21 protein-coding genes are annotated in these 21,366 nt (G+C 63.5%); 13 read left to right on the top strand and 8 right to left on the bottom strand.

Annotated features, from left to right (window positions below):
* Positions 1–18: 18 nt before the first annotated feature.
* Entirely contained in the window at positions 19–672 is a 654-nt protein-coding gene (locus J6524_RS13760; RefSeq protein WP_225671266.1) for a DNA-3-methyladenine glycosylase family protein, read from the bottom strand.
* A gap of 122 nt (positions 673–794) precedes the next feature.
* On the opposite strand from J6524_RS13760, the gene gluQRS reads away from it, so the two are divergent.
* Positions 795–1,697, top strand: a complete 903-nt coding sequence (gluQRS, locus tag J6524_RS13755; RefSeq protein WP_225671265.1) for a tRNA glutamyl-Q(34) synthetase GluQRS — start codon at positions 795–797, stop codon at positions 1,695–1,697.
* A gap of 63 nt (positions 1,698–1,760) precedes the next feature.
* Positions 1,761–3,017 carry an ATP-binding protein gene (locus J6524_RS13750; RefSeq protein ID WP_225671263.1) on the top strand — a complete coding sequence of 419 codons (1,257 nt, stop codon included), beginning with the start codon at positions 1,761–1,763 and terminating at the stop codon, positions 3,015–3,017.
* On the opposite strand, the gene J6524_RS13745 is transcribed toward J6524_RS13750, so the two are convergent.
* The gene (locus J6524_RS13745) at positions 2,941–3,801 is read right to left on the bottom strand and encodes a YihY/virulence factor BrkB family protein (RefSeq protein WP_249789459.1); all 861 of its coding nucleotides are present in this window, start codon (positions 3,799–3,801) and stop codon (positions 2,941–2,943) included. The genes J6524_RS13750 and J6524_RS13745 overlap by 77 nt on opposite strands.
* A gap of 206 nt (positions 3,802–4,007) precedes the next feature.
* On the opposite strand from J6524_RS13745, the gene J6524_RS13740 reads away from it, so the two are divergent.
* From J6524_RS13740 to J6524_RS13715, 6 genes are all read left to right on the top strand, one after another.
* On the top strand, positions 4,008–4,202 hold the full coding sequence (locus J6524_RS13740; RefSeq protein ID WP_225671259.1) for a twin transmembrane helix small protein: 195 nt from the start codon (positions 4,008–4,010) through the stop codon (positions 4,200–4,202).
* Between the two features lie 22 nt (positions 4,203–4,224).
* Complete coding sequence (locus J6524_RS13735) at positions 4,225–4,797, top strand: cob(I)yrinic acid a,c-diamide adenosyltransferase (protein WP_225671257.1); 573 nt, start codon at positions 4,225–4,227, stop codon at positions 4,795–4,797.
* 127 nt (positions 4,798–4,924) lie between these two features.
* Positions 4,925–5,674: an electron transfer flavoprotein subunit beta/FixA family protein gene (locus J6524_RS13730; RefSeq protein WP_225671255.1), complete on the top strand. Its 750-nt coding sequence runs from the start codon at positions 4,925–4,927 to the stop codon at positions 5,672–5,674.
* On the top strand, positions 5,674–6,618 hold the full coding sequence (locus tag J6524_RS13725) for an electron transfer flavoprotein subunit alpha/FixB family protein (protein ID WP_225671253.1): 945 nt from the start codon (positions 5,674–5,676) through the stop codon (positions 6,616–6,618). The genes J6524_RS13730 and J6524_RS13725 overlap by 1 nt, the downstream gene beginning before the upstream one ends.
* 194 nt (positions 6,619–6,812) lie before the next feature.
* Positions 6,813–7,694, top strand: a complete 882-nt coding sequence (locus J6524_RS13720) for a 3-hydroxybutyryl-CoA dehydrogenase (RefSeq protein WP_225671252.1) — start codon at positions 6,813–6,815, stop codon at positions 7,692–7,694.
* Positions 7,695–7,895: 201 nt separating this feature from the next.
* Positions 7,896–8,084: a putative motility protein gene (locus J6524_RS13715; protein WP_225671250.1), complete on the top strand. Its 189-nt coding sequence runs from the start codon at positions 7,896–7,898 to the stop codon at positions 8,082–8,084.
* A 185-nt stretch (positions 8,085–8,269) separates the two neighbouring features.
* Here the strand turns inward: J6524_RS13715 and tlpA are convergent, their stop codons facing one another.
* Entirely contained in the window at positions 8,270–8,938 is a 669-nt protein-coding gene (tlpA, locus tag J6524_RS13710) for a thiol:disulfide interchange protein TlpA (RefSeq protein WP_225671248.1), read from the bottom strand.
* A gap of 130 nt (positions 8,939–9,068) precedes the next feature.
* Here tlpA and argH point away from each other — a divergent pair, with 130 nt between their 5' ends.
* From argH to J6524_RS13690, 4 genes are all read left to right on the top strand, one after another.
* Positions 9,069–10,466, top strand: a complete 1,398-nt coding sequence (gene argH / locus J6524_RS13705; protein ID WP_225671246.1) for an argininosuccinate lyase — start codon at positions 9,069–9,071, stop codon at positions 10,464–10,466.
* 101 nt (positions 10,467–10,567) lie between these two features.
* Positions 10,568–10,828, top strand: a complete 261-nt coding sequence (gene lptM, locus J6524_RS13700; protein ID WP_225671244.1) for an LPS translocon maturation chaperone LptM — start codon at positions 10,568–10,570, stop codon at positions 10,826–10,828.
* Between the two features lie 13 nt (positions 10,829–10,841).
* Positions 10,842–12,107 (top strand): diaminopimelate decarboxylase, encoded by a 1,266-nt coding sequence (gene lysA / locus J6524_RS13695; RefSeq protein WP_225671242.1) that lies wholly within the window; start codon positions 10,842–10,844, stop codon positions 12,105–12,107.
* A gap of 227 nt (positions 12,108–12,334) precedes the next feature.
* Complete coding sequence (locus J6524_RS13690; RefSeq protein ID WP_225671240.1) at positions 12,335–13,408, top strand: hypothetical protein; 1,074 nt, start codon at positions 12,335–12,337, stop codon at positions 13,406–13,408.
* A gap of 39 nt (positions 13,409–13,447) precedes the next feature.
* On the opposite strand, the gene J6524_RS13685 is transcribed toward J6524_RS13690, so the two are convergent.
* The 4 genes from J6524_RS13685 to J6524_RS13670 all read right to left on the bottom strand — a co-directional run bounded on the left by J6524_RS13685 (position 13,448) and on the right by J6524_RS13670 (position 18,047).
* Complete coding sequence (locus J6524_RS13685; protein ID WP_312002384.1) at positions 13,448–14,467, bottom strand: N-acetylmuramoyl-L-alanine amidase family protein; 1,020 nt, start codon at positions 14,465–14,467, stop codon at positions 13,448–13,450.
* Between the two features lie 559 nt (positions 14,468–15,026).
* On the bottom strand, positions 15,027–16,541 hold the full coding sequence (locus J6524_RS13680; protein WP_225671238.1) for a L,D-transpeptidase family protein: 1,515 nt from the start codon (positions 16,539–16,541) through the stop codon (positions 15,027–15,029).
* A gap of 92 nt (positions 16,542–16,633) precedes the next feature.
* Positions 16,634–17,542: an NAD(P)-dependent oxidoreductase gene (locus J6524_RS13675; protein WP_225671236.1), complete on the bottom strand. Its 909-nt coding sequence runs from the start codon at positions 17,540–17,542 to the stop codon at positions 16,634–16,636.
* Positions 17,543–17,666: 124 nt separating this feature from the next.
* On the bottom strand, positions 17,667–18,047 hold the full coding sequence (locus J6524_RS13670) for a carboxymuconolactone decarboxylase family protein (RefSeq protein ID WP_225671234.1): 381 nt from the start codon (positions 18,045–18,047) through the stop codon (positions 17,667–17,669).
* A 164-nt stretch (positions 18,048–18,211) separates the two neighbouring features.
* Here J6524_RS13670 and J6524_RS13665 point away from each other — a divergent pair, with 164 nt between their 5' ends.
* The gene (locus tag J6524_RS13665) at positions 18,212–20,845 is read left to right on the top strand and encodes a TIGR02302 family protein (protein WP_225671232.1); all 2,634 of its coding nucleotides are present in this window, start codon (positions 18,212–18,214) and stop codon (positions 20,843–20,845) included.
* Between the two features lie 119 nt (positions 20,846–20,964).
* Here J6524_RS13665 and J6524_RS13660 read toward each other — a convergent pair whose 3' ends face one another.
* On the bottom strand, positions 20,965–21,342 hold the full coding sequence (locus tag J6524_RS13660; RefSeq protein WP_225671230.1) for a response regulator: 378 nt from the start codon (positions 21,340–21,342) through the stop codon (positions 20,965–20,967).
* Positions 21,343–21,366: the final 24 nt, after the last annotated feature.

Below are 21,366 nucleotides of genomic sequence, written 5' to 3'. Positions count from 1 at the left end.
GTCCGGGACGCGAGAGCATCACGGCTTGCTTGCCAGCACGCCCTCTCGCTTCTTCAGCATGCGATAATACGCCCACCATAGATGCGCGGCGGCGCCCCGATAAGGCCGCCAGGGTTCGGCCAGCGGCGCCATCTGCTTTGCGGTTGGCCGTGCCTTCAGGCCGAGACCGATCTTGACCGCCTCCTGCACGGCGAGGTCGCCGGCCGGCCAGGCGTCGCCATGGCCGAGGCAGAACAGCAGGTAAATGTCGGCGGTCCATGGGCCGATGCCATGCAGCGCGGTCAGCGCGTGGTGCGCGGCATCCACGTCCTCGTTCGCCAGCACTTCCAGGTTCAGCCGCTCGGCCGCAAGTTCCTTTGCAATGAATTTCAGCGTCTTGATCTTGGCGGCAGACAGCCCGAGCCGCCCGAGCCGGTCGGCGCGCGCTTTGCATATGGCTTCATGGTCGAGTGGATCGAAGGCGGTCGAGAGTCGCGCCCAGATCGCGGCGGCGCTCGCGGTCGAAAGCTGCTGGCCGCAGATGATATGCGCAAGGCCCGCGAAGCCCGGCTCGCGTTGGCGCAGCGCCGGCATGCCCGTCTGCGCCAGGATCGGCTTCAGACGCGGATCTTGCTTCACCAGCACGAGCATGGCGTCTTCAAGGTCGGACTGGTTTTCGAGGCGAACGTGCATTGTCTGTTCTTGCTCAAAGCGTCATACGCGGGCTTGACCCACGAACACGCATCCATCTCATAAGGGAGTCTTGAGATGATGGATTGCCGGGTCAAGCCCGGCAATGACAGTGTTCGCAACCAATGCCGCCACCCGTTTTCCGATTTGCTCCAAGCCCGAACGGCTACCTCCATCTCGGCCACGCCTATTCGGCGCTGCTCAACTTCGACCTCGCGCGTCGCAGCGGCGGCAGGTTCCTGCTGCGGATCGAGGACATCGATGCGACGCGGTGCCGGCCGGAATTCGAGGCGGCGATCTATGAAGACCTCGCCTGGCTCGGAATCTCCTGGGAGATGCCGGTCCGGCGGCAATCGGAACATTTTGCGCGCTATCGGCAGGCGGTCGAACAATTGTCGGGGATGGGTTTGGTCTATCCAAGTTTCGAGAGCCGCGCGGAAATCGCTCGCATGGTCAGGGAACGTGAGGCCAGCGCGCCCTGGCCGCGCGATCCGGACGGGGCGCCGCTCTATCCGGGCGCGGCGAAGTCACTGCCGGCGGAGGAGCGCAGCCGGCTGCTCGAACAGGGGCTGCCTTACGCGTTGCGGCTCGATATGGCCGCAGCTTGCGCGCGGGCGAATCGCCTCATCTGGATCGAGCATGGCGAAGGTCCTGATGGCGAGACCGGCGCGGTGAGCGCGCATCCCGAAGCCTGGGGCGACGTCATTCTGGCGCGCAAGGAGACGCCGACCAGCTACCATCTATCGGTCGTGATCGACGATGCCGTGCAGGGCGTCACCGACGTGGTGCGGGGCAGGGACCTGTTCTGGTCGACCAGCGTACACCTGTTGTTGCAGCGGCTGCTGGGTATCCCGCAACCGGTGTATCGGCACCACCGACTTATCGAAGATGCGTCGGGACAGAAGCTCTCGAAATCGACAAAGGCCACAGGGTTGCGCGAATTGCGTGGGCAAGGTGCCACGCCTGCGGAGATCCGCCGCCTCGTCGGCTTGTTGGACGACTCCCGTAGTTCTACTGGGGGTTGTTGAAAACGTCTCCGTGACACCGGCCGCCATCGCGTGTCATGCTGGTTGCGGCAGAGGAAGGGGAACATGGCGGCGAAGCGGCGTTCACGGCGCATCACACGCCCAATAAAGAAGCGGCGAGCGAAGAAGCGCGTATCCAGCGCCGCGGCAACGGCGCGCGCCGCGCGCAAGTCTGCCGTCTCAGCTCCTGACATGGTCGAGGCCGCGCTGGCGGCCTTTGCGCACGAGGTCCGCACGCCGCTCACAGGCATTCTGGCGATCAGCAATCTCCTGGCGACCTCCGAACTGGACGAGCGTGAACGGCGCTGGGTCGATACCATCAAGGCCGGCGCGGAACATCTGGCGAGCCTGGCGACGCTATTCGTCGATGCGGCGCGCAGTAGCGGTCCGGGACTGAGCGTACGGCAGGACTTCTTCGACCTGCGTACGCTCGCGCGCAATGTCGGTGATTCGCTGACCGGGCGCGCGGCAGCCAAGGGCCTGCAGTCGTCGGTCACGATTTCCGAGAAGCTCCCGGTATTTGCGATCGGCGATCCCGTCCGCCTGCGCGCGGCGATGGAGAACCTGATCGACAACGCCGTGAAATTCACCGAACAGGGCAGCGTCGCGCTGCAGGTCACGCCGGTGCGCGGCCCGAAGGGCAAGATCGCGGTCGCATTCGCGGTCTCCGACAGCGGCATCGGCCTCACGCTGAACGAGATCAAACGCCTGTTCCGGCCGTTCTCGCAGGCCAATGTCTCCATCGCCTCGCGCTTCGGCGGCGCCGGGCTCGGTCTGTCGTCGGTCAGGCAATTGGCGCGTGCCATGGGCGGCGACGTCACCGTGACCCAGCGGCGCGGCGGGGGCACCACTTTTACCCTCAATGTCCTGATGTCTCCCGTACAGGGAGCGGTGGCGGCGGAATCCGGCGCCGACGGCGAAGCCTCGATCGGTTCGCCGCGGCCGCTGCGCCTGCTCAGCGTCGAGGACAATCCGTTCGGCCGCGTCGTGCTCAACGCAATCCTGACCGAACTCGGTCACCAGACCGAATTCATCGGCCAGGGCGAGGCGGCGACCGAGCGGCTCGCCCAGGGCGCGTTCGACGCGGTGCTGATGGATATGGTCCTGCCCGGCATTGATGGCGTCGAGGCGATCAGGCGTATTCGCGCACTGGATGCGCCGCTTGGCGGCATTCCGATCATCGGCATATCCGGCCGCAGCGAGGATGAGGCCGCATCTCGGGCCGCGGGCGCCGATATCTTCCTTGTCAAACCCGTGTCCCCACGCGCCTTAGCGACTGCGCTGCATGAAGCGACATCCCCTTCGGCAGCTGCGACTTCATGATGGCCGCGTTCAGTTCGCCGCCATAAACGAAAATTGCAGAGATGAAATAGAGAAACACCAGCGCGATGATGACAGAGGCAAGCCCCGCATACATCGTCACGTAGTTGCTGGCGAACCGCGCCAGATACTGGCCGAATATGATGCCCGAGATCAGCGACGCCACCATCGTGAAGACGATGCCGGGAAGAATTTGCAGGAAGCTCCGCCGGCCGCAGGGCAGCCAGGCATGCAGCACGAATAGTGCAACCGTCATCGCCGTGATCGTGATGCCGTAACGGGCGAAAAACAGAATTCTTTCGTTGCTCTCGATGAAAAACGGAATGTGGCGGCGCGCGGTCTCAAGGATTAGCGGACCGAGCACGATCAGGAACGCCATCAAGAGCGAGGTGACGGCGGCGACTAGCGTGTATCCGATCGATTCCAGCCGCAGCCAGTACCAGGCCCGCGGCTCGACCACCGAATAGGCACGGTTCAGCGCCACCCGCAGCGCCTCGACGCCGTTGGAGGCGAAATAAACCGCCAGCACCGCGCCAACGGTAAGGATGTCGCCGCGCGTCGTGGTCAGCACATCGTGGATTTCACCTGACAGTGCGTCCGCGACCTGTTGCGGCCAGGTCTGCAGGAGTAGCGCGACGGCGCCGTCGGCGAGTTCCTTGGATCCGAAAAAGCCGGCCAGCGACGTCAGCACGATCAGGAACGGGAAGAGCGCCATCAACGTCGATAGCGCGATATGGCTCGCGATCGCCCAGCCGTCATCGGCGAGGAACGTATAGAACGCCTCCATCACGACGAGATAAACAAAGCGAATGAGCCTCACATCTCACCTCAATCAGGGGGATGGCGGTCCCGGTCCAACGATTGGTCTCAAGACTGGTCTCAAGATGTGGGCTAGCATCTGATATTATTGGCTTAAAAGCCAGATCGTCGAGCAGCTGTGCGAGAGGATGTGAACGTGTGGAAGTCGGCGCTTCCGGGTGTTATGTAGCGCCGATGACATCCTTTCTGAGTTCGATCGTTCTTCCCATCGCGCTTGCGGCGGTGGCCATCGTGCTGGTGCTCGGCCTTGTCAACATGATGCGGGGTGGCTCGCCGAACCGCTCGCAGAACCTGATGCGGCTTCGCGTCTTGCTGCAATTCATTGCCATCGTGATCACCATGGTGGTGGTCTGGGCGATGAGCAGGTAAGCTGGGACAAAGGAAAGCGCCAATGGTCGTGCTCAACCGCATCTATACCAGGACCGGCGATGACGGCACCACGGCGCTCGGCAGCGGCGAGCGCCGGCCGAAATACGATCTGCGCATCGCAGCCTATGGCACCGTCGACGAGACTAACGCCGCCATCGGCGTGGTGCGGCTGCATCTTAACGAGGCGCGCGAGCTCGATGCGATGCTGGGGCGGATCCAGAACGATCTGTTCGATCTCGGGGCCGATCTGGCGGTGCCCCAGCGCGAAGGCAAGGCGGAGCGCTTGCGGATGCTGTCGAGCCAGGTCGAGCGGCTCGAGCGCGATATCGACGCGCTCAACGAGCACCTCGCGCCCCTGACCTCCTTTGTCCTGCCGGGCGGCACCCCGGCTGCCGCATACCTGCATCTCGCCCGAACCATATGCCGCCGGGCGGAACGGAATATGGTGGAGCTCGCGGCGCAGCCGGAGGAGCCGGTCAGCGAGGCCGCCATTCAGTATATGAACCGCCTGTCGGATTTTCTGTTCGTCGCCAGCCGCGCCATGAACGATAATGGGGCTGGAGATGTGTTGTGGGTGCCGGGTCAGAACCGTTAAGGTAGGGCCTTTTCCGGGGCTGATTTTTGGCTTTCGCGCGTTGACCGCCGATAGCGGGACCTTTAGGTTCCGCGCCCAAGCTAATACCCAAGCTAATTAACCCCAGAATTCAAGCGAAAGAGGATCGATGAAGGTTCTTGTGCCGGTAAAGCGGGTAGTCGATTTCAACGTCAAGGTCCGCGTCAAGAGCGACGGAACGGGCGTGGAACTCGCCAACGTGAAGATGTCGATGAATCCGTTCGACGAAATCGCCGTCGAGGAAGCGCTGCGGCTGAAGGAAGCCGGCAAGGCGACCGAGGTCGTGGTGGTTTCGATCGGTCCGGCGCAGGCCTCGGAGACGATCCGCACAGGCCTTGCGATGGGCGCGGACCGCGGCATCCTCGTCAAGGCCGAAGGTCATGTGGAGCCGCTGGCGGTCGCCAAGCTGCTGAAGGCCGTGGCGGAAGCTGAAAAGCCCGGCCTGATCATTCTCGGCAAGCAGGCGATCGACGACGATTCCAACCAGACCGGCCAGATGCTGGCGGCGCTGCTCGGATGGCCGCAGGCGACGTTTGCCTCCAAGCTCGAAGTCGAAGGTTCTGACTTCAAGGTGACGCGCGAGGTCGACGGCGGCCTGCAGACTGTGAAGCTGAAGGGACCGGCGATCGTCACCACCGACCTCCGGCTCAACGAGCCGCGCTATGCGTCGCTGCCTAACATCATGAAGGCGAAGAAAAAGCCGATCGACGACAAGAACGCGTCCGACTACGGCGTCGATCTCACGCCGCATCTTGAAGTGCTCAAGACTGCCGAACCGGCGGGCCGCAAGGCTGGCGTCAAGGTCAAGGACGTCGCCGAGCTGGTATCCAAACTCAAGACCGAAGCCGGGGTGCTCTGATGACGACGCTGCTGATTGCCGAACACGATAACGCGTCGATCAAGGACGCCACCAACAAGGCGCTCACGGCAGCCGCTGCGCTCGGCGCCGACGTGCACGTCTTGGTCGCCGGCGAGAACGCCAAGGCGGCCGCCGATGCTGCGGCCAGGCTTTCCGGCGTCAAGAAGGTGCTGCTCGCCGATAACGCCGCCTACGCGCACGACCTCGCCGAGCCGCTGGCCGCGCTGATCGTGTCGCTCGCTTCCAGCTATGACGCTTTCGTCGCGCCCGCGACTTCGCGCTTCAAGAACGTGATGCCGCGCGTCGCGGCTCTCCTCGACGTGATGCAGGTGTCCGAGATCATCAAGGTGGTTTCATCAGATACGTTCGAGCGGCCGATCTATGCCGGCAACGCGATCCAGACGGTGAAGTCCAAGGACGCCAAGAAGGTCATTACGGTGCGCACCTCGACCTTCGCCGCGACCGGTGAGGGCGGCAGCGCGCCGGTGGAGAACGCCGCCGCTGCGGCCGATCCGGGCCTTTCCAGCTTCCTGGGCGAGGAAGTCGCCAAGAGCGACCGGCCGGAACTGACCTCGGCGAAGATCATCGTCTCCGGCGGCCGCGCCATGCAGAGCCGCGAGAATTTTGCCAAGTATATTGAGCCGCTCGCCGACAAGCTCGGCGCGGGCGTCGGCGCCTCGCGCGCGGCGGTCGATGCTGGCTATGCGCCGAACGACTGGCAGGTCGGCCAGACCGGCAAAGTGGTGGCCCCGGAACTCTATGTTGCCATCGGCATCTCCGGCGCGATCCAGCATCTCGCCGGCATGAAGGATTCCAAGGTGATCGTTGCGATCAACAAGGATGAAGACGCGCCGATCTTCCAGGTTGCCGACTATGGCCTGGTCGCGGATCTCTATCAGGCGGTTCCTGAGCTCACCGAGGCGCTCGGTAAGCTCGGGAAGTAAAAAAGCACCAGATATCGGCCGGACGGCAACGTCCGGCCGATTATTTACCTTAAGCGGTTGCGGGCGAAGTGGATTAAGCTTCGCGTGAAGAATACGTGCCAATGGTGGGACCGAAACCTCGCGTCTGATGATATCGTAGCTGGGGTTTAGAGATGAACAGGCGCGATGTGCGCGCCGTTCCGGTGGATGACAAAATGGCGGTGACAATCAAGAAGGTCGGCGTGATCGGCTCGGGCCAGATGGGCAACGGGATTGCGCATGTGGCGGCGCTCGCCGGCTTCGACGTGATACTCAATGACGTCTCCGACGAAAGGCTGAAATCGGCGATGGCGACGATCAATGGCCATCTGTCGCGCCAGGTTGCCAAGAAGACCATCACCGACGACGCCCGCAAGCAGGCGCTGGAGCGGATCACCTCCACCGAGTCGCTGGACGACCTCGCCAATTGCGATCTCGTGATCGAGACCGCAATCGAGAAGGAAGAAGTCAAGCGCAAGATCTTTCACGAGCTCTGCGCGATCCTGAAGCCGGAGGCGATCGTCGCCACCAACTCGTCGTCGATCTCGATCACGCGGCTCGCCGCTTCGACAGATCGTCCCGAGCGCTTCATCGGCATTCACTTCATGAATCCGGTGCCGGCGATGGAACTGGTCGAACTGATCCGCGGCATCGCCACCGACGACACCACCTTCGATACCGCCAAGGAATTTGTCGGCAAGCTCGGCAAGCAGGTCGCGGTGTCGGAGGATTTCCCGGCCTTCATCGTTAACCGCATCCTGCTGCCGATGATCAACGAGGCGATCTACACCCTCTACGAGGGCGTCGGTAACGTCGAGGCGATCGATGCGGCGATGAAGCTCGGCGCGCATCACCCGATGGGGCCGCTGGAACTGGCCGACTTCATCGGCCTCGACACCTGCCTCTCCATCATGCAGGTGCTGCACGAGGGGCTTGCGGATTCAAAGTACCGGCCGTGCCCGCTGCTGGTGAAATATGTCGAGGCCGGCTGGCTCGGCCGCAAGACGCAGCGCGGCTTCTACGACTATCGCGGCGACAAGCCGGTCCCGACGCGTTGACGGTCGCCTTCCCCGGATGCTGCGCAGCACGAAGTGGTGCGCAGCTGATTCGGGGGCCACAGCCACACACTCCCCTGCAGTCACATGGGTCCCGGCTCAGCGGAGCAGCGTCGCAACGCTGCACCGCGTCCGGGACACGCGATTGGAAATTCGTTAACCGGTGCTCTGGTAGGGTGCGCTCGCGTGTAAGGAGTGTCGCGTATGGATATGATGGCTATGGTTTCAAGCATGCTCGCCATGCAGGCGGCGGGTACGCAGCAGCAGATCCAGACGTCGATCATCAAGCAGAATGCAGATGCGGAGAAGGCGGCGGTTCACACGCTGCTCGGCATCCCCTCAACCGCCAATCTCGCCCCCGGCGTCGGCGGCAATCTGAACGTCACGGCCTGAAAATCCCTGTTCGACCCTCGTGGTGAGGAGGCGCCAACGGGTCCGCGCGTAGCGGGGCCCGATGACAGGCTCGCGCCGTCTCGAACCATGCGGCCCCAGTGGTGCCATTCATCCTTCGAGACGCTGCTGCGCAGCTCCTCAGGATGAGGTCTGACGGCTGAGGTCCGGGTACACGCTCCGGCCCGCTACGACCCCGCCTTCATCGGCTGCATCGCGGCCTTGATCAGCTTGATGGCGTCATCGCTGGCCCATTCGGCGGGGCCGGCGAGATTGGCGATCTCGCAGCCCTGGGCGTCGACCAGCACCGAGGTCGGCATGCCCAATGCCTTGCCTATGTTCTTAAGGTCCTGAAAGACCTTGGCTTTTGCGTCGGTGAAATAGCCGAGCCGGGTCAGATTGGCCTCTTTCAGGAAGTTTTTCGGCTTCTCGGGGTCGCGGGTGTCGATATTGACGGCGACCACTTCAAAATCCTTGCCGCCCAGCTGGGCCTGCAGGCTGTCCAGCGCCGGCATTTCCTTACGGCAAGGCACGCACCAGGTGGCCCAGAGGTTAAGCAGCACGGTCTTGCCGCGCCACTCCGACAGTTTTCGCGGCTTGCCTTGGGCGTCCTCGAAGGCGAGGTCGGGCAGCCGCAGCGGGGTCGTCGCCATGGTCAGCGCGGCCACTTCGCCATGGGCCAGCGGGGCGATCTTGCGGGCGAGTTCGACCGCGCCCGTGCAGGAGGGATCACCGCCCGTGCCGCGTTTGAGGCCGCCGACCGTGTAAAACGCGCCCAATCCGACCACGCCCGCAGCGACCACTGCGCCGATGGCGATCGGGATCCGGCGCGTTGGGGCCGGGCGGGGCGAGGACATTTCGAGCATATCGTTTGTCATCCTGTGTCAGATATGGCTATGCAGGGCTCAAGATTACGGTCGAGTACGGCCGAAACCGGCGCGGCGTTTCGCGCACCTCGACGATATAGATGGCAGGGCTTGGGAAGTCATGAGCAACAAGATGTGGGGCGGCCGGTTCACCGAACGTCCCGATGCGATCATGGAGGAAATCAACGTCTCGATCGACGTCGACCGTCACCTCTATGCCCAGGACATCACCGCGTCCAAGGCCCACGCGGCGATGCTCGCCGCACAAGGCATTATCACCGCGAGTGATGCGAAAAATATCGGCAAGGGTCTAGACACGATTTTGTCAGAAATCGGCAAGGGCTCGTTCGACTTCAAGCGCGCGCTCGAAGACATCCATATGAACGTCGAGAGCCGGCTGTCCGAACTGATCGGGCCGGCCGCAGGAAGGCTGCATACCGCGCGTTCGCGCAACGACCAGGTCGCGACCGATTTCCGGCTCTATGTCCGCGACACGATCGACGCGACCGACGCCGCGCTCGCCGCCTTCCAGCACGCGCTGGCGGCCCGCGCGCTGGAACACGCTGCGACCGTGATGCCGGGCTTCACCCATCTGCAGACCGCCCAGCCCGTCACCTTCGGCCATCATCTGCTTGCTTATGTCGAGATGGCCGCGCGTGACCGTGGCCGGTTTGCCGATGCCCGCAAGCGGCTGAACGAATCGCCGCTGGGTGCCGCGGCGCTGGCCGGAACCTCGTTCCCGATCGACCGTGCGGCGACTGCCAAGGCGCTCGGCTTCGACCGGCCGATGGCCAATTCGCTCGATGCGGTCTCCGACCGCGACTTCGTGCTGGAGACCCTGTCGGCGGCGTCAATTGCGGCCGTGCACATGTCGCGCTTCGCCGAGGAGATCGTGATCTGGACCTCGCCGCTGGTGGGCCTCGTGCGGCTCTCCGACAAGTTCACCACCGGCTCCTCGATCATGCCGCAGAAGCGCAATCCTGATGCCGCCGAGTTGGTGCGCGCCAAAACCGGCCGGGTGATCGGCGCGCTCAACGGCCTCCTGATCGTGATGAAGGGCCTGCCGCTCGCCTATCAAAAGGACATGCAGGAAGACAAGCAGGGCGCGATGGAGGCGTTCGCTGCGCTCTCCCTGGCGATTCGCGCCATGACCGGCATGGTCCTCGATCTCGTGCCCGACGAGAACAGGATGAAGGCGGCGGCCGGCGAGGGCTATGCCACCGCCACCGATCTCGCCGACTGGCTGGTGCGGACGCTGAAAATGCCGTTTCGCGACGCCCATCACGTCACCGGACGGATCGTCGCGCTCGCGTCCAAGCAAGGCGTCGCCCTGCACGAGCTGCCGCTCAAGGCGATGCAGGAGGTCGAGCCCAAGATCACCGCAGATGCTTTGGGCGTGCTGTCGGTCGAAGCGTCGGTGAAAAGCCGGACCAGCTTCGGCGGTACGGCGCCGAAGAACGTGGCCTCGCAGGCCAAAGCCTGGCTGAAGCGGCTCGAAAAAGAGCAAAAATTGGGCTGACCGGAAAAATTCGCTGCGATTTCTTGGGTTTCCGTGGCGCATCGGCACTCGCCAGACCAAGGCAATCTTTGTATGGTGCGCCGCGCATTGGGGATTTCGTCGTGATCAGTAACTACCGCCCGTCATCGTCGGGATGGGCCATCATCCTGCTCAGCGTGACCGCGCTTGCGCTCGGCGGCTGCGGACGCAAGGGCGGGCTCGATTTGCCGCCGAACGCCGCGGCGGCCCAGGCCACGCCGGATACGGAAGCCGAGCGCGCGGCACAGCCCGGCGTTTTCAATCCGACCTACGGCGCCGAGGCCGGCCCCAGCGCCCCCAAGGGTGGCAAGAAGAAATTCGTTCTCGATCCGCTGCTGGACTGAGACTGGGCGCGCCATGAATCACTTCGACTATCGCAACGGCGTGCTTCACGCCGAAGCCGTCAACCTGTCCGATCTCGCTGAAACCGTCGGCACGCCTTTCTATTGCTATTCGACGGCGACGCTGGAGCGTCACTACCGCGTCTTTACCGAGGCCTTTGCCGGCGAGAAGACGCTGGTCTGCTACGCCATGAAGGCGAATTCCAATCAATCGGTGCTGCGTACGCTGGCCAAGCTCGGTGCCGGCGCCGACGTCGTCTCGGGCGGCGAACTCAAGCGCGCGCTGGCGGCAGGGATTCCGCCGAACAAGATCCTGTTTTCCGGCGTCGGCAAAACCGAGGCCGAACTGCGCGCGGCGCTCGCCGCCGACATTCTCTGCATCAATGTCGAATCCGAGCCCGAGCTGGAATTACTGTCGAAGCTCGCGGTCGAGACCGGCCGGACCGCGCGGATTTCGCTGCGCGTCAATCCGGACGTCGATGCCGGCACCCATGCCAAGATCGCCACCGGCAAGTCCGAAAACAAGTTCGGCATTCCGATCTTGCGCGCGCGCGAGGTCTATGCCCGTGCGGCGAGGCTGCCGGGCATCGAGGTGACCGGCACCGACATGCATATCGGCAGCCAGATCACCGATCTCTCGAAGATGGAAACCGCGTTCCGGATTCTCTCCGATTTCGTCCAGACGCTGCGCGCCGACGGCCACAAGATTGAGCACATCGATTTCGGCGGCGGGCTCGGCATTCCCTATCACGCCGACCGCGAAGCGCCGCCGTTGCCGTCGGCCTATGCCGCGATGGTCAAGCGGGTGACGCATAATCTCGGCTGCACGCTGATGTTCGAGCCGGGCCGGATGATCGTCGGTAACGCCGGCATCCTGGTTTCCCGCGTGATCTATGTGAAGCCGGGTGAAGCCAAGAACTTCGTCATCATCGACGCCGCGATGAACGATCTGATCCGCCCGACGCTCTATGAAGCCCATCACGATATCCTCCCCGTGCGGGAGGCGGCCAAGGATGCACGCACGATCACGGCCGACGTGGTCGGCCCCGTCTGCGAAACCGGCGACTATCTCGCGCTCGACCGCAACCTGCCCGAGCCCAAGGCCGGCGATCTCCTCGCCATCATGACCGCCGGCGCCTACGGCGCGGTGCAGTCCGGCTTCTACAATACAAGGCCGCTCGTGCCGGAAGTGCTGGTCAAGGACGATCAGTACGCCGTGGTTCGCCCGCGCATCGAGGTCGATGAATTGATCGCGATGGACAAACCGGCGCCCTGGCTGTGATCCCGCAGGATGGGTGGAGCGAAGCGATACCCATCACGTTTTCTCATCGGGATTGATGGGTATCGCTGCGCTCCACCCATCCTACGCGCTCGCCCGGTTATCAGACAGATGAAACCTGGGTATGGGAAATCTCCATGGGGATAAGAAAACATGCTGCGGCGCCCGCGGCAGCTCTTGCTCTCGGCCTCTCGTTCACACCGCCGGCTGCCATCGCCACGAACGTGATCATGGGCACCGTCGCGCCGCTCATCGCAGTCGCCTTCGGCAATCTCGGTTTCATGTCGCCTGCAGTGGCTGAGCCACTCACGAAAAAACAATCGGACGCGCTCAATGCGTACAACAATTCGAAAAGCCAGTTTGAGCAGGTCCTCGCTCAGCGACGCGCGCAGATCAATTCGAACCAGGGGCTGCCAAATTTGCCGGGACAGGCGCTCTACCTTGCACGCAACAATATGATGAGCGCGTACAAGGACCTGACCGACGCGCTTCCGTCCAGAATTGGCGGGCCCAACAAATATGGAATTCCGCCGGCCTACTTTGATGCAGACAATGAGCCGCTGCTCGATGAGTACCGAAGACTTTTCGACCTAATGCAGGCGCCGCCCGCCAATGCGCAAAAATCAGATACGCCATTCAGGGACGTCGTCGATCTGGGCACGGCCATTGCACGCGCCAGGGGCCTCGATCCGGCCAATGCCGAAGTGGCAGGCCGCATCAGCCTGGGCCTGTTCTTTGCCGAGACGAATGGCAATCAGAACATCGGCAATGCGCGCTCGAACAAATACAAGGGCAGTTTGCAAACCGGCGTATCCGAGGATCAAAACGGGCGAAGGAAATGGGCCGCGATAAAGAAGTCGATCGCGGCCTTTGATCCCGCACTGAACGCCCGCGACGACAAGGAAGAGGCCCGGGCCGGCAATTTGGACCATCGGTACAACCACTGGACCGCCGTGCGGGATGGCCTCATGAACGCACACGCGGATATTTTCCGGCAAGTGCCGGCGATCGTGAAAACACTGCCGGATCCGATCGATCAAATGAAGCTGTTTGAACTGATCCAGATTATCCCGAGCCCGACCAAGTCTGCGCTCGGCTCGCGCAACCTGGTCGACTACAGAATTTCCGACCCAAAGATCATGGCCTATCTGCGAAACAACAGCGTCTTCACCTTCGGACAGGCTGACCGGGCCAAAACATCCGCGACGTACCGCGAAATTCTCGATGCGATGTGGCTGTTCAACGAAAAATTTGAACGAGCACTTTCCAAATTCGACGAAATCAAGAAGCAGTCAAAGGGCTGAAGCCGGCAGGCGGTATTCAGATGCGACGGCACCGTGCCGTCAGAGCGGACCGAGCATGGCCCATCGAGGCTCGCAAAATTGCTTCACCGCCGCCGTGACACCGCTGCTGATGATGTCGCGCCGCTCAGGCGAACTCATCTGGAGCTCTTCGTCCCGGTTGATGATCGAGCCCGCTTCCAGCAGGACGGCAGCCATTTGGGTTTTTCTCAGCACGATGAGCTCATCGTAGCGATAGACGCCGGTCTCCTTGTTCAGCAGCTCGCGCTGGTACCGCCCCATGATGGGTTGGGAATATTGCCTGGCATAGTCGAGACCCTGGGCCTTCATTTCCTTGGCGATCAGTTCGGCGAAGGCGAAACTGGTCTTGAAGTCCGGGTTGCTGCGGGAGACGAAGACGGAGTATCCGCTGAAGCGGTCGCTGAACCGGCTCTTCTTTCCCTCGAACTCCCATTCCTCGAGGAATTTGTTGGGCACGGAATCGTGGTGGATCGACAGCAAGAGATCTGCGCGCAAGTCGTTGGCGGCGGCGACGCGTTTGAAGAGGCTGCGCCTGGCCTTGCCTTCGGTCAGAAGAAGTTTGGTCTCGCTAAAACCCTCGGCCTTCAACTTCTCCTCGATCCGCTTCGCCAGGCGCAGGTTGAAGACAAACTCGGAGACGTTGCGGGCGCTGATCGCGCCTTCCGATTCGGCGGTGTGTCCCACGTCCAGAACGATCCGGAGTTTTGCGGGATCGCACCGGGCCGCGGCCGGTTTCAAGGCGGCAGGGCTCAATTGGACCGGCCCCAGCGCGGCAAGCTTTGTGGCTTGTGGCTTTGGCGAGGCAGCCCGTTTGGCCAAAGCGGCTGGCTTCGGTGACGTGACGTGCTTCGGCGGCTTGCCCTGTCTCGACGATTTGCCTTGTTTCGACGAGCCCTTGAAGAGATCCGACAGCCAGCCTGCGTGGCTGACCTCGATCGGCGGCAGCACGATTGCGGCGATGATGACAATGATGGTGCGGCGGCGCGGCCAACACCCCGAAGCGATACGGCCGAGAACACAAATGAACTCGCTGCGCTTCATGCTCGTCCCCCTTGGCAACCATCATAACAGCAGAGATCGCGATACCGGAAGAGGGTCGGTGGACGTTCATTACGGCCATCGGCGTAGCCGTAGCGAGCGGCGGAGCGGGATTGGTCCTAATCGGACGTGATGGCAACGCCGAGGCGGAAATACCTGTGGCGGCCCGCTTCCTGTTCGTGCGGTCCAATGAAGCGGCATTGGCGGAGGTGGTCCGTGGATCGATGACGCCGCAGCGCTTGACCATCGCTGAGTTTCTGCAACGGAGCGTCCAACACCGGCGGGAAAGTGATCGCGCTGCCGGGCGTATACTAAAAGCTGAAATTAGGCTTGATAGCGACCACGAAGAAGGCGCGCCCCCTCTCCCGCTTGCGGCGAGGGCTGGGGTGGGGGTGTCTCCGCAGGCGATACTGCCCGAGTGGAGAGAACCCACACCCGTCGCTTCGCGCCGACCTCCCCCGCAAGCGGGAGAGGTGAAGCGCGTCTGCGGCCAAATCGATCTCACCAAAAAATTCTCATGCTCTAGAACTGGCTGAACGAAATGGCCGCGCGACGTGCAGACTCACCAGGTCGAAAAGGGCATTCCGAACGGCGAGCGCCAGAATGGCGCGCTGCGGGGGTAGACGTAACGGAATTCGCTTGGTGGACTACGCCGCCGCTTCTTGATGCCGCCTTGCGGCTCGCCGCTGAGCAACACCACGAATTCCGTTCCCTTTCCGGTTTCCGAACTCATCGGCTCGTCCGTGACGATCAGTGAGGATCGTGGCGCAACGATGGTGATGCGGTCCAATGCGTCCTGCGGAATAATGATACGGTCGAGCGCGGCCTTTGCAGCATCCCGATCCGTCAGCACAGGCTCAACATCGCGACTGTTGCTTGCGTGCGCTCGGTCCTGTGGCCGAGCCGTGCCGCTCGGCGCATGTTCGCTGCTGAGCAGCGACACGACGTTCCATCGCAACTTGGTGTCGTCGGTCGTGCGCTCGACAGCGGTGAAGACATGCGTGCCGATTGGACGATCGGGATCTGCGATCGTAACAGGGCTTTCAAAGAGGGGCTCGAATGCTTGGCGGACATAAAGCCGCTGGGTCTTGCGGCTGATCAGCACGGACACCGGCTGCAGTTCGCGTGCGATCTGGCGGGCTGTCTCGGCTGCCTGGAGCCGCGCGGCGTCCGCCGCGGCGGCGGCTTCGCGCGCAGACAGGGCGGCATCGCGCTTCTGTTGCAGATCCGCTTTGGCGGTCTCCCATTGCACCTGTAGCTCCGCGAGCCTGGCCGCTACCTGCGCCTTGGCGGCTTCGGCCTGCTCCCTTTCCTCGGCCGACTTGGCGGAGCCAAGTGCAGTCTCGGCGGCCGCCAGTTGCGCCTCAGCCTTGAGCTTCAGCATTTCTGCCGTGCGCACCGGCGCCGTCGCCAGCGCGACCTCCCGGGCGGCTGGCGCGACGGCGAGCCTCACATTGACCGCTTTCTTCGCCGCCTCTTGCGCCTCCGCGGCGCGGGCGGCGGCCAATGCCGCGGCACCTGGCTTGGGCTGTAACAGCAGCGGGTGCGCAATCTCAACCGGCGCCACGTCGGTTGGCGCCACGATCACCCGCATGCCCATCATAGTCTCGCTGAACAGGCGTTCGGCGAAGTCGAACGGCAGCCGGACACAGCCATGAGATGCCGGACGTCCCGGCAGGACGCCGCCATGAAGTGCGATGCCTGACCAGGTGATGCGCTGCATGTGGGGCATGTAGGCATCATCATAAAGGTTGGAGTAATGCTCCTCCACTTTCTGGATAATGCTGAAGATGCCGGCGGGCGTCTCGCGTCCCTTGGTGCCGCTTGATACCGGCGCCCGCAAGATCCATCCCTTGGCGTCGTAGACGCTGATCCGCTGGTTGCGGAGCGAAACGATGGCCATGACCGGATCGCCGCCGCTGCGCGATTGAACGGTCTCCATCGGGCGTTCGCTCCGGCCGCTTCTGGCGCTTGCATCGCCTCCCGCCGCGATCAGCAAGGCGAAGGCGGCGACGGCAAGATAAGTGGGCTGCAGCCACTCTTGCCTGCACTTCGGGCTTACGCAACGCGACGTCATGCGCGTCCCACTGATCGAGTCAACGCCGGCTCATACTCAACGTAACGCCACTTGGCCACACTTGCCAACTCGGAACTGCGCAAATGCTCAGGCTACTTCGCCGCATGGATGCCTTTCGCGCCACCCACCACGACGCCGGCTGCCCTCTCGATCGGCTTGATCGCCACGGTAAAGTCCGACTCCGCGCCCTCGTCGCGGATGATGACTTCCCAAAGCCGGCCGACCGCCTCGGCGACTTCCATCGATAGCCCCAGCGACTTCATCTCTTCCAGGGCGAGACGCACGTCCTTCACCATCAAGCCGGTGGCGAAGCCGAAGTCGAAGCTGCGCGGCAGGACCGAACGCGGAAATTTGTCGCGGCTCGCCGTGTTGAGTCCCGATCCGGCGTTGATGACGTCGATCATCACGGATGGATCGAGGCCTGCCTTGACGCCCATCACCACGGCTTCTGAGGTCGCGAGCATCGCCGTTGCAGAGAGAAAATTGTTCGCCAGTTTCATCGTCTGCGCCGAGCCCGGCTTCTCGCCGATGAAGAACACTTTTCCGATCACGCCAAGCGCGGGCTTCACTGCCTCGCAGTCGGCGCGCGGGCCGGAGACCATCACCGCGAGAGTTCCCTTCTCGGCGCCGCCGACGCCGCCGCTCACGGGACTGTCGATCTGCACGATATTCCGTTCGGCCAGCAGGCCCTGAATTTTCGAAGCCATCTGCGAGCCGACGGTGGAGAGATCGACGAAGCGCTTGACGCGCTTTCCCTCGATCACCCCGCCTGGGCCCGTCGCAACCTCGAGCGAGGCCTGCAGCGACGGCAGGCTCGCCAGCACGGTCTCGCAGCGATCGGCGACGTCCTTGGGCGATGACGCCGCCTCTGCGCCGAGCGCGACGAGCTTGTCGGCGGCTTCTTTGCGCGTGTCGAACACGGTGAGTTGATGACCGGCCTCGATCAGCCGGCGGGCCATCGGGAAGCCCATGTTCCCGAGACCGATGAATCCGATTTCCATGGTGTCTCCTCGAATTCGTCATTGCGAGCGAAGCGAAGCAATCCACGCCGCAGTACGCGGAGAGATGAATTGCTTCGTCGCTTCGCTCCTCGCAATAACGGGAAAGATGTTGCGAGCCCCGGCCTTACGCCTGATCCAATTCCGCAAACACCTCGCGCGCGATGCGAAAGCTGTCGACGCCGGCGGGAATGCCGGCATAGATCGAAACCTGCATGAAGATCTCGCGGATCTCGTCGCGGGTGACGCCGTTGGTCAGTGCGCCCTTGATATGCGCCTTCAGTTCGTGCGGACGGTTCAGGATCGAGATCATGGCGAGATTGAGCATGCTGCGGGTCTTGCGCGGCAGTTCCTCGCGGCCCCAGATCGCGCCCCAGCAATATTCGGTGACGAGTTCCTGGAAGGGTTTGTTGAAACTGTCGGCGTTTTTCAGCGCGTTATTGACATAGGCCTCGCCGAGTACCGCCTTGCGAATTTCCAGCCCCTTATCGTGTGTCTTCTGGTCCATGTCGTTTCCTCGTATTTTTACGGTTCGGCGCAGAAATTACGGGCTGAAAAGCTCATAGTCACGCCTTCGTGTTATGCGAATTTCCTGGTGTGGGTTACCCCGGGAACGGGTGCCTCATTGCCGCCGTTGTGCTAGGCTGAGTTGTGGGCAACCCGGAGAGATTGTTGAACGGCGCTTCCTCTGACCCCGTAAAATCCCCGCGCGAGCCGGCTTCGGTTGCGCGCCTGCAGCTGTCGCAAGCCCTGCAGCGGGCTCAGTATGCGATCGCCTGGGAACGCGCCTGGCCGGGGCTTGCGCGTCTCCTGAGCGTCATCGGACTGTTTCTGGTGGTGTCCTGGGCCGGACTGTGGCTGACGCTGCCTTTCCTTGCACGCGCGATCGGTATCGGCCTGTTCGTGCTGCTGGCGCTCGCGGCCGCGTTCCCGCTCTTGCGGTTTCGCTGGCCGACCCGCGATGAGAGCTTGAGCCGGCTTGATCGCGGCACCGGCATTCGCCATCGCCCCGCTACCGCGCTCACCGACACGCTGCAATCCAAAGACCCGATCGCGCAGGCGCTGTGGCGGGAGCAGCGCGAGCGCACGCTGGCCTCGATCAAGCGCATCCGCGCCGGCCTGCCGTCGCCGCGCCTTCCGATCCACGATCCCTGGGCGCTGCGCGCGCTAGTCGTGGTGATGCTGGCGGCGGCCTATGTCGCTGCCGGCGACGAGCGCGCGCTGCGCATTGCCGCGGCGTTCGACTGGAACGGCGTGCTGGCGCCGGCTAATGTCCGGGTCGACGCCTGGGTTACCCCGCCGAACTATACCGGCAAGCCGCCGATCATTCTGTCCGCCGCCAACAAGGATGCTTCTTCGCCCGATAGCGGGCCGTTGTCGGTTCCATCAGGCAGCACGCTCCTGGTGCGCTCCAGCGGCGGCACTATCGATGTCGTGGTCGGCGGCGGCGTGACTGAGGTCGCGCCGAGCGAGCAGGCGCCGAAGGGCACCAGCGAACGGCATTTCAAGATCACGGCCGATGGCACCGCGCATGTGCGTGCGCCGTCCGGCCAGCCGCTGTGGCGCTTTGCGGCGATGCCCGACCGGCCGCCGACAATCTCGCTTGCCAAGGATCCCGAGCGCCAGGCCCGCGGTTCGCTGCAGATGTCCTACAAGCTCGAGGACGATTACGGCGTAACCGAAGCGCGCGCGCAATTTGCCGCCCGCGCGCCCGATGCGGCCAAGGAAGGTAACAAGGACGCCAAGAACAAGGACGGCGACAAGGCCGAGCCACGGCCGCTGTTCGAGCCGCCGCAGTTTCCGCTGGTGCTGCCCAATGCACGCACCCGCAATGGCGTCGGCCAGACCGTGAAGGATCTCAGCGAAGATCCGTATGCCGGCGCCGACGTCACGTTGACGCTCACGGCCAAGGACGAGGCCGGCAATGAAGCCAAGAGCGAGCCGCACAATATGCGGCTGCCGGAGCGGCTGTTCACCAAGCCCTTGGCGCGCGCGCTGATCGAGCAGCGCCGCATCCTGGCGCTCGACGCCAACCAGAATTCGCAAGTTTATACCGCGCTCGACGCGCTGATGATCGCGCCGGAACTGTTCACGCCGGAGGCCGGCCATTATCTCGGCCTTTACAGCGTGTCGCGGCGGTTGGAAGCGGCGCGCACCGACGATGCGCTACGCGAGGTCGTCGCCAGCCTTTGGGCGCTTGCCGTCACTATCGAGGACGGCAACATCAGCGATGTCGACAAGGCGCTGCGTGCCGCGCAGGAGGCGCTCAAGCAGGCGCTGGAGCGTGGCGCCAGCGACGAAGAGATCAAGAAGCTCACCGACAATCTGCGGGCCGCGCTGGATAATTATCTGCGTCAGCTCGTCGAACAGTTCCGCAACAATCCGCAGCAGCTCGCCCGCCCGCTCGATCCCAACACCAAGATGCTGAGCCAGCAGGATCTCAAGAGCATGCTCGACCGGATGGAGCGGCTGTCGCGTTCCGGCGACAAGGAAGCCGCCAAGCAGCTCTTGGAGCAGCTGCAGCAGATGCTGGAAGGCTTGCAGATGGCGCAGCCCGGCCAGGGCGACAACGACATGGAGCAGGCGCTCAACGAGCTCGGCGACATGATCCGCAAGCAGCAGCAGTTGCGCGACAAGACTTACAAGCAGGGCCAGGATCAGCGGCGCGATCGCATGCGCGGCAAGCAGGGCGATCAGAGCATGGGCGACCTGCAGCAGGACCAGCAGGGCCTGCGTGACCGGCTGAAGAAGTTGCAGGAAGAGCTCGCCAAGCGCGGCATGGGCCCGGGACAGCGTGGCCAGCAGGGTCAGCGCGGTCAGCAAGGCCAGCGCGGCGACCAGCAGGGCCAGGGCCAACCGGGGCAAGGCCAGCAGGGCCAGGGCGGCGAGCAGGGCGACGGTGAGGATGGGCTTGACCAGGCCGATTCGGCGATGGGCGATGCCACTGGCCGGCTCGGCGAAGGCAATGCCGATGGCGCAGTGGACTCGCAGGGGAGGGCGCTGGACGCGCTACGGAAGGGCGCCCAGAACCTCGCCGAGGCCATGCAGCAGGGCGACGGCGACCAGCCCGGCGACGGCCCCGGCAACCCCAGAGGCCGCCAGCAGGGCGCGGCCAACTCGACCGATCCACTCGGTCGGCCGATGCGCCACAATGAATACACCGACGACTATACGGTGAAGATCCCCGGTGAGATCGACGTGCAGCGGGTGCGCCGCATCCTCGAAGAGCTGCGCCGCCGCCTCGGCGATCCGTCCCGCCCGCAAATCGAGCTCGACTATATCGAGCGCCTGCTGAAGGATTATTGAGCAGCCGCTCTCACCACCGTCATTGCGAGCGCAGCGAAGCAATCCATAGCGCCGCGTAACGGAGAGATGGATTGCTTCGCTGCGCTCGCAATGACGAGTTGAGAGATCGAGCCTTACAGCTACCCCGACTTCTTCGCCGCCAGCGCATCCGCGACCGCGGTGCGGATGTCGTGCACCGAGAACGGTTTCGTCACCACGTCGTGCACGATGGCGTTGAGGCCGGAGGCGCGTTCGCGCTGGTCGGCGAATCCTGTCATCAGCAGAATCTTGAGGTTGGGAAAATCGCGCGCCGCCGTCAGCGCCAGCGCGATGCCATCCATCACCGGCATCTGGATGTCGGTCAAGAGCAGGTCGAACATGCCCTGTTCGCGGGTCAGAATATCGAGTGCCTCGGCGCCGTCCTCGGCGGTGACGGTCTCGTGGCCGTCCATGGCGATGGCGCGCGACACCAGCGAGCGCATGGAATCTTCATCGTCGGCAATCAGCACGCGTGGCATGAAGTCGTATCTCTTAAAGCCTCG

It is taken from the genome of Bradyrhizobium hereditatis, assembly GCF_020329435.1.
GTDB lineage: Bacteria > Pseudomonadota > Alphaproteobacteria > Rhizobiales > Xanthobacteraceae > Bradyrhizobium > Bradyrhizobium hereditatis.
This window is presented reverse-complemented; position numbering and strand designations above follow the sequence as displayed.

Bases quoted from the DNA above. Each gene is read 5' to 3' on its own strand.
- J6524_RS13760 (WP_225671266.1), bottom strand. From the start codon at position 672: ATGCACGTTCGCCTCGAAAACCAGTCCGACCTTGAAGACGCCATGCTC.
- gluQRS (WP_225671265.1), top strand. From the start codon at position 795: ATGCCGCCACCCGTTTTCCGATTTGCTCCAAGCCCGAACGGCTACCTC.
- J6524_RS13750 (WP_225671263.1), top strand. From the start codon at position 1,761: ATGGCGGCGAAGCGGCGTTCACGGCGCATCACACGCCCAATAAAGAAG.
- J6524_RS13745 (WP_249789459.1), bottom strand. From the start codon at position 3,801: ATGGAGGCGTTCTATACGTTCCTCGCCGATGACGGCTGGGCGATCGCG.
- J6524_RS13740 (WP_225671259.1), top strand. From the start codon at position 4,008: ATGACATCCTTTCTGAGTTCGATCGTTCTTCCCATCGCGCTTGCGGCG.
- J6524_RS13735 (WP_225671257.1), top strand. From the start codon at position 4,225: ATGGTCGTGCTCAACCGCATCTATACCAGGACCGGCGATGACGGCACC.
- J6524_RS13730 (WP_225671255.1), top strand. From the start codon at position 4,925: ATGAAGGTTCTTGTGCCGGTAAAGCGGGTAGTCGATTTCAACGTCAAG.
- J6524_RS13725 (WP_225671253.1), top strand. From the start codon at position 5,674: ATGACGACGCTGCTGATTGCCGAACACGATAACGCGTCGATCAAGGAC.
- J6524_RS13720 (WP_225671252.1), top strand. From the start codon at position 6,813: ATGGCGGTGACAATCAAGAAGGTCGGCGTGATCGGCTCGGGCCAGATG.
- J6524_RS13715 (WP_225671250.1), top strand. From the start codon at position 7,896: ATGGATATGATGGCTATGGTTTCAAGCATGCTCGCCATGCAGGCGGCG.
- tlpA (WP_225671248.1), bottom strand. From the start codon at position 8,938: ATGTCCTCGCCCCGCCCGGCCCCAACGCGCCGGATCCCGATCGCCATC.
- argH (WP_225671246.1), top strand. From the start codon at position 9,069: ATGAGCAACAAGATGTGGGGCGGCCGGTTCACCGAACGTCCCGATGCG.
- lysA (WP_225671242.1), top strand. From the start codon at position 10,842: ATGAATCACTTCGACTATCGCAACGGCGTGCTTCACGCCGAAGCCGTC.
- J6524_RS13690 (WP_225671240.1), top strand. From the start codon at position 12,335: ATGGGCACCGTCGCGCCGCTCATCGCAGTCGCCTTCGGCAATCTCGGT.
- J6524_RS13685 (WP_312002384.1), bottom strand. From the start codon at position 14,467: ATGAAGCGCAGCGAGTTCATTTGTGTTCTCGGCCGTATCGCTTCGGGG.
- J6524_RS13680 (WP_225671238.1), bottom strand. From the start codon at position 16,541: ATGACGTCGCGTTGCGTAAGCCCGAAGTGCAGGCAAGAGTGGCTGCAG.
- J6524_RS13675 (WP_225671236.1), bottom strand. From the start codon at position 17,542: ATGGAAATCGGATTCATCGGTCTCGGGAACATGGGCTTCCCGATGGCC.
- J6524_RS13670 (WP_225671234.1), bottom strand. From the start codon at position 18,047: ATGGACCAGAAGACACACGATAAGGGGCTGGAAATTCGCAAGGCGGTA.
- J6524_RS13660 (WP_225671230.1), bottom strand. From the start codon at position 21,342: ATGCCACGCGTGCTGATTGCCGACGATGAAGATTCCATGCGCTCGCTG.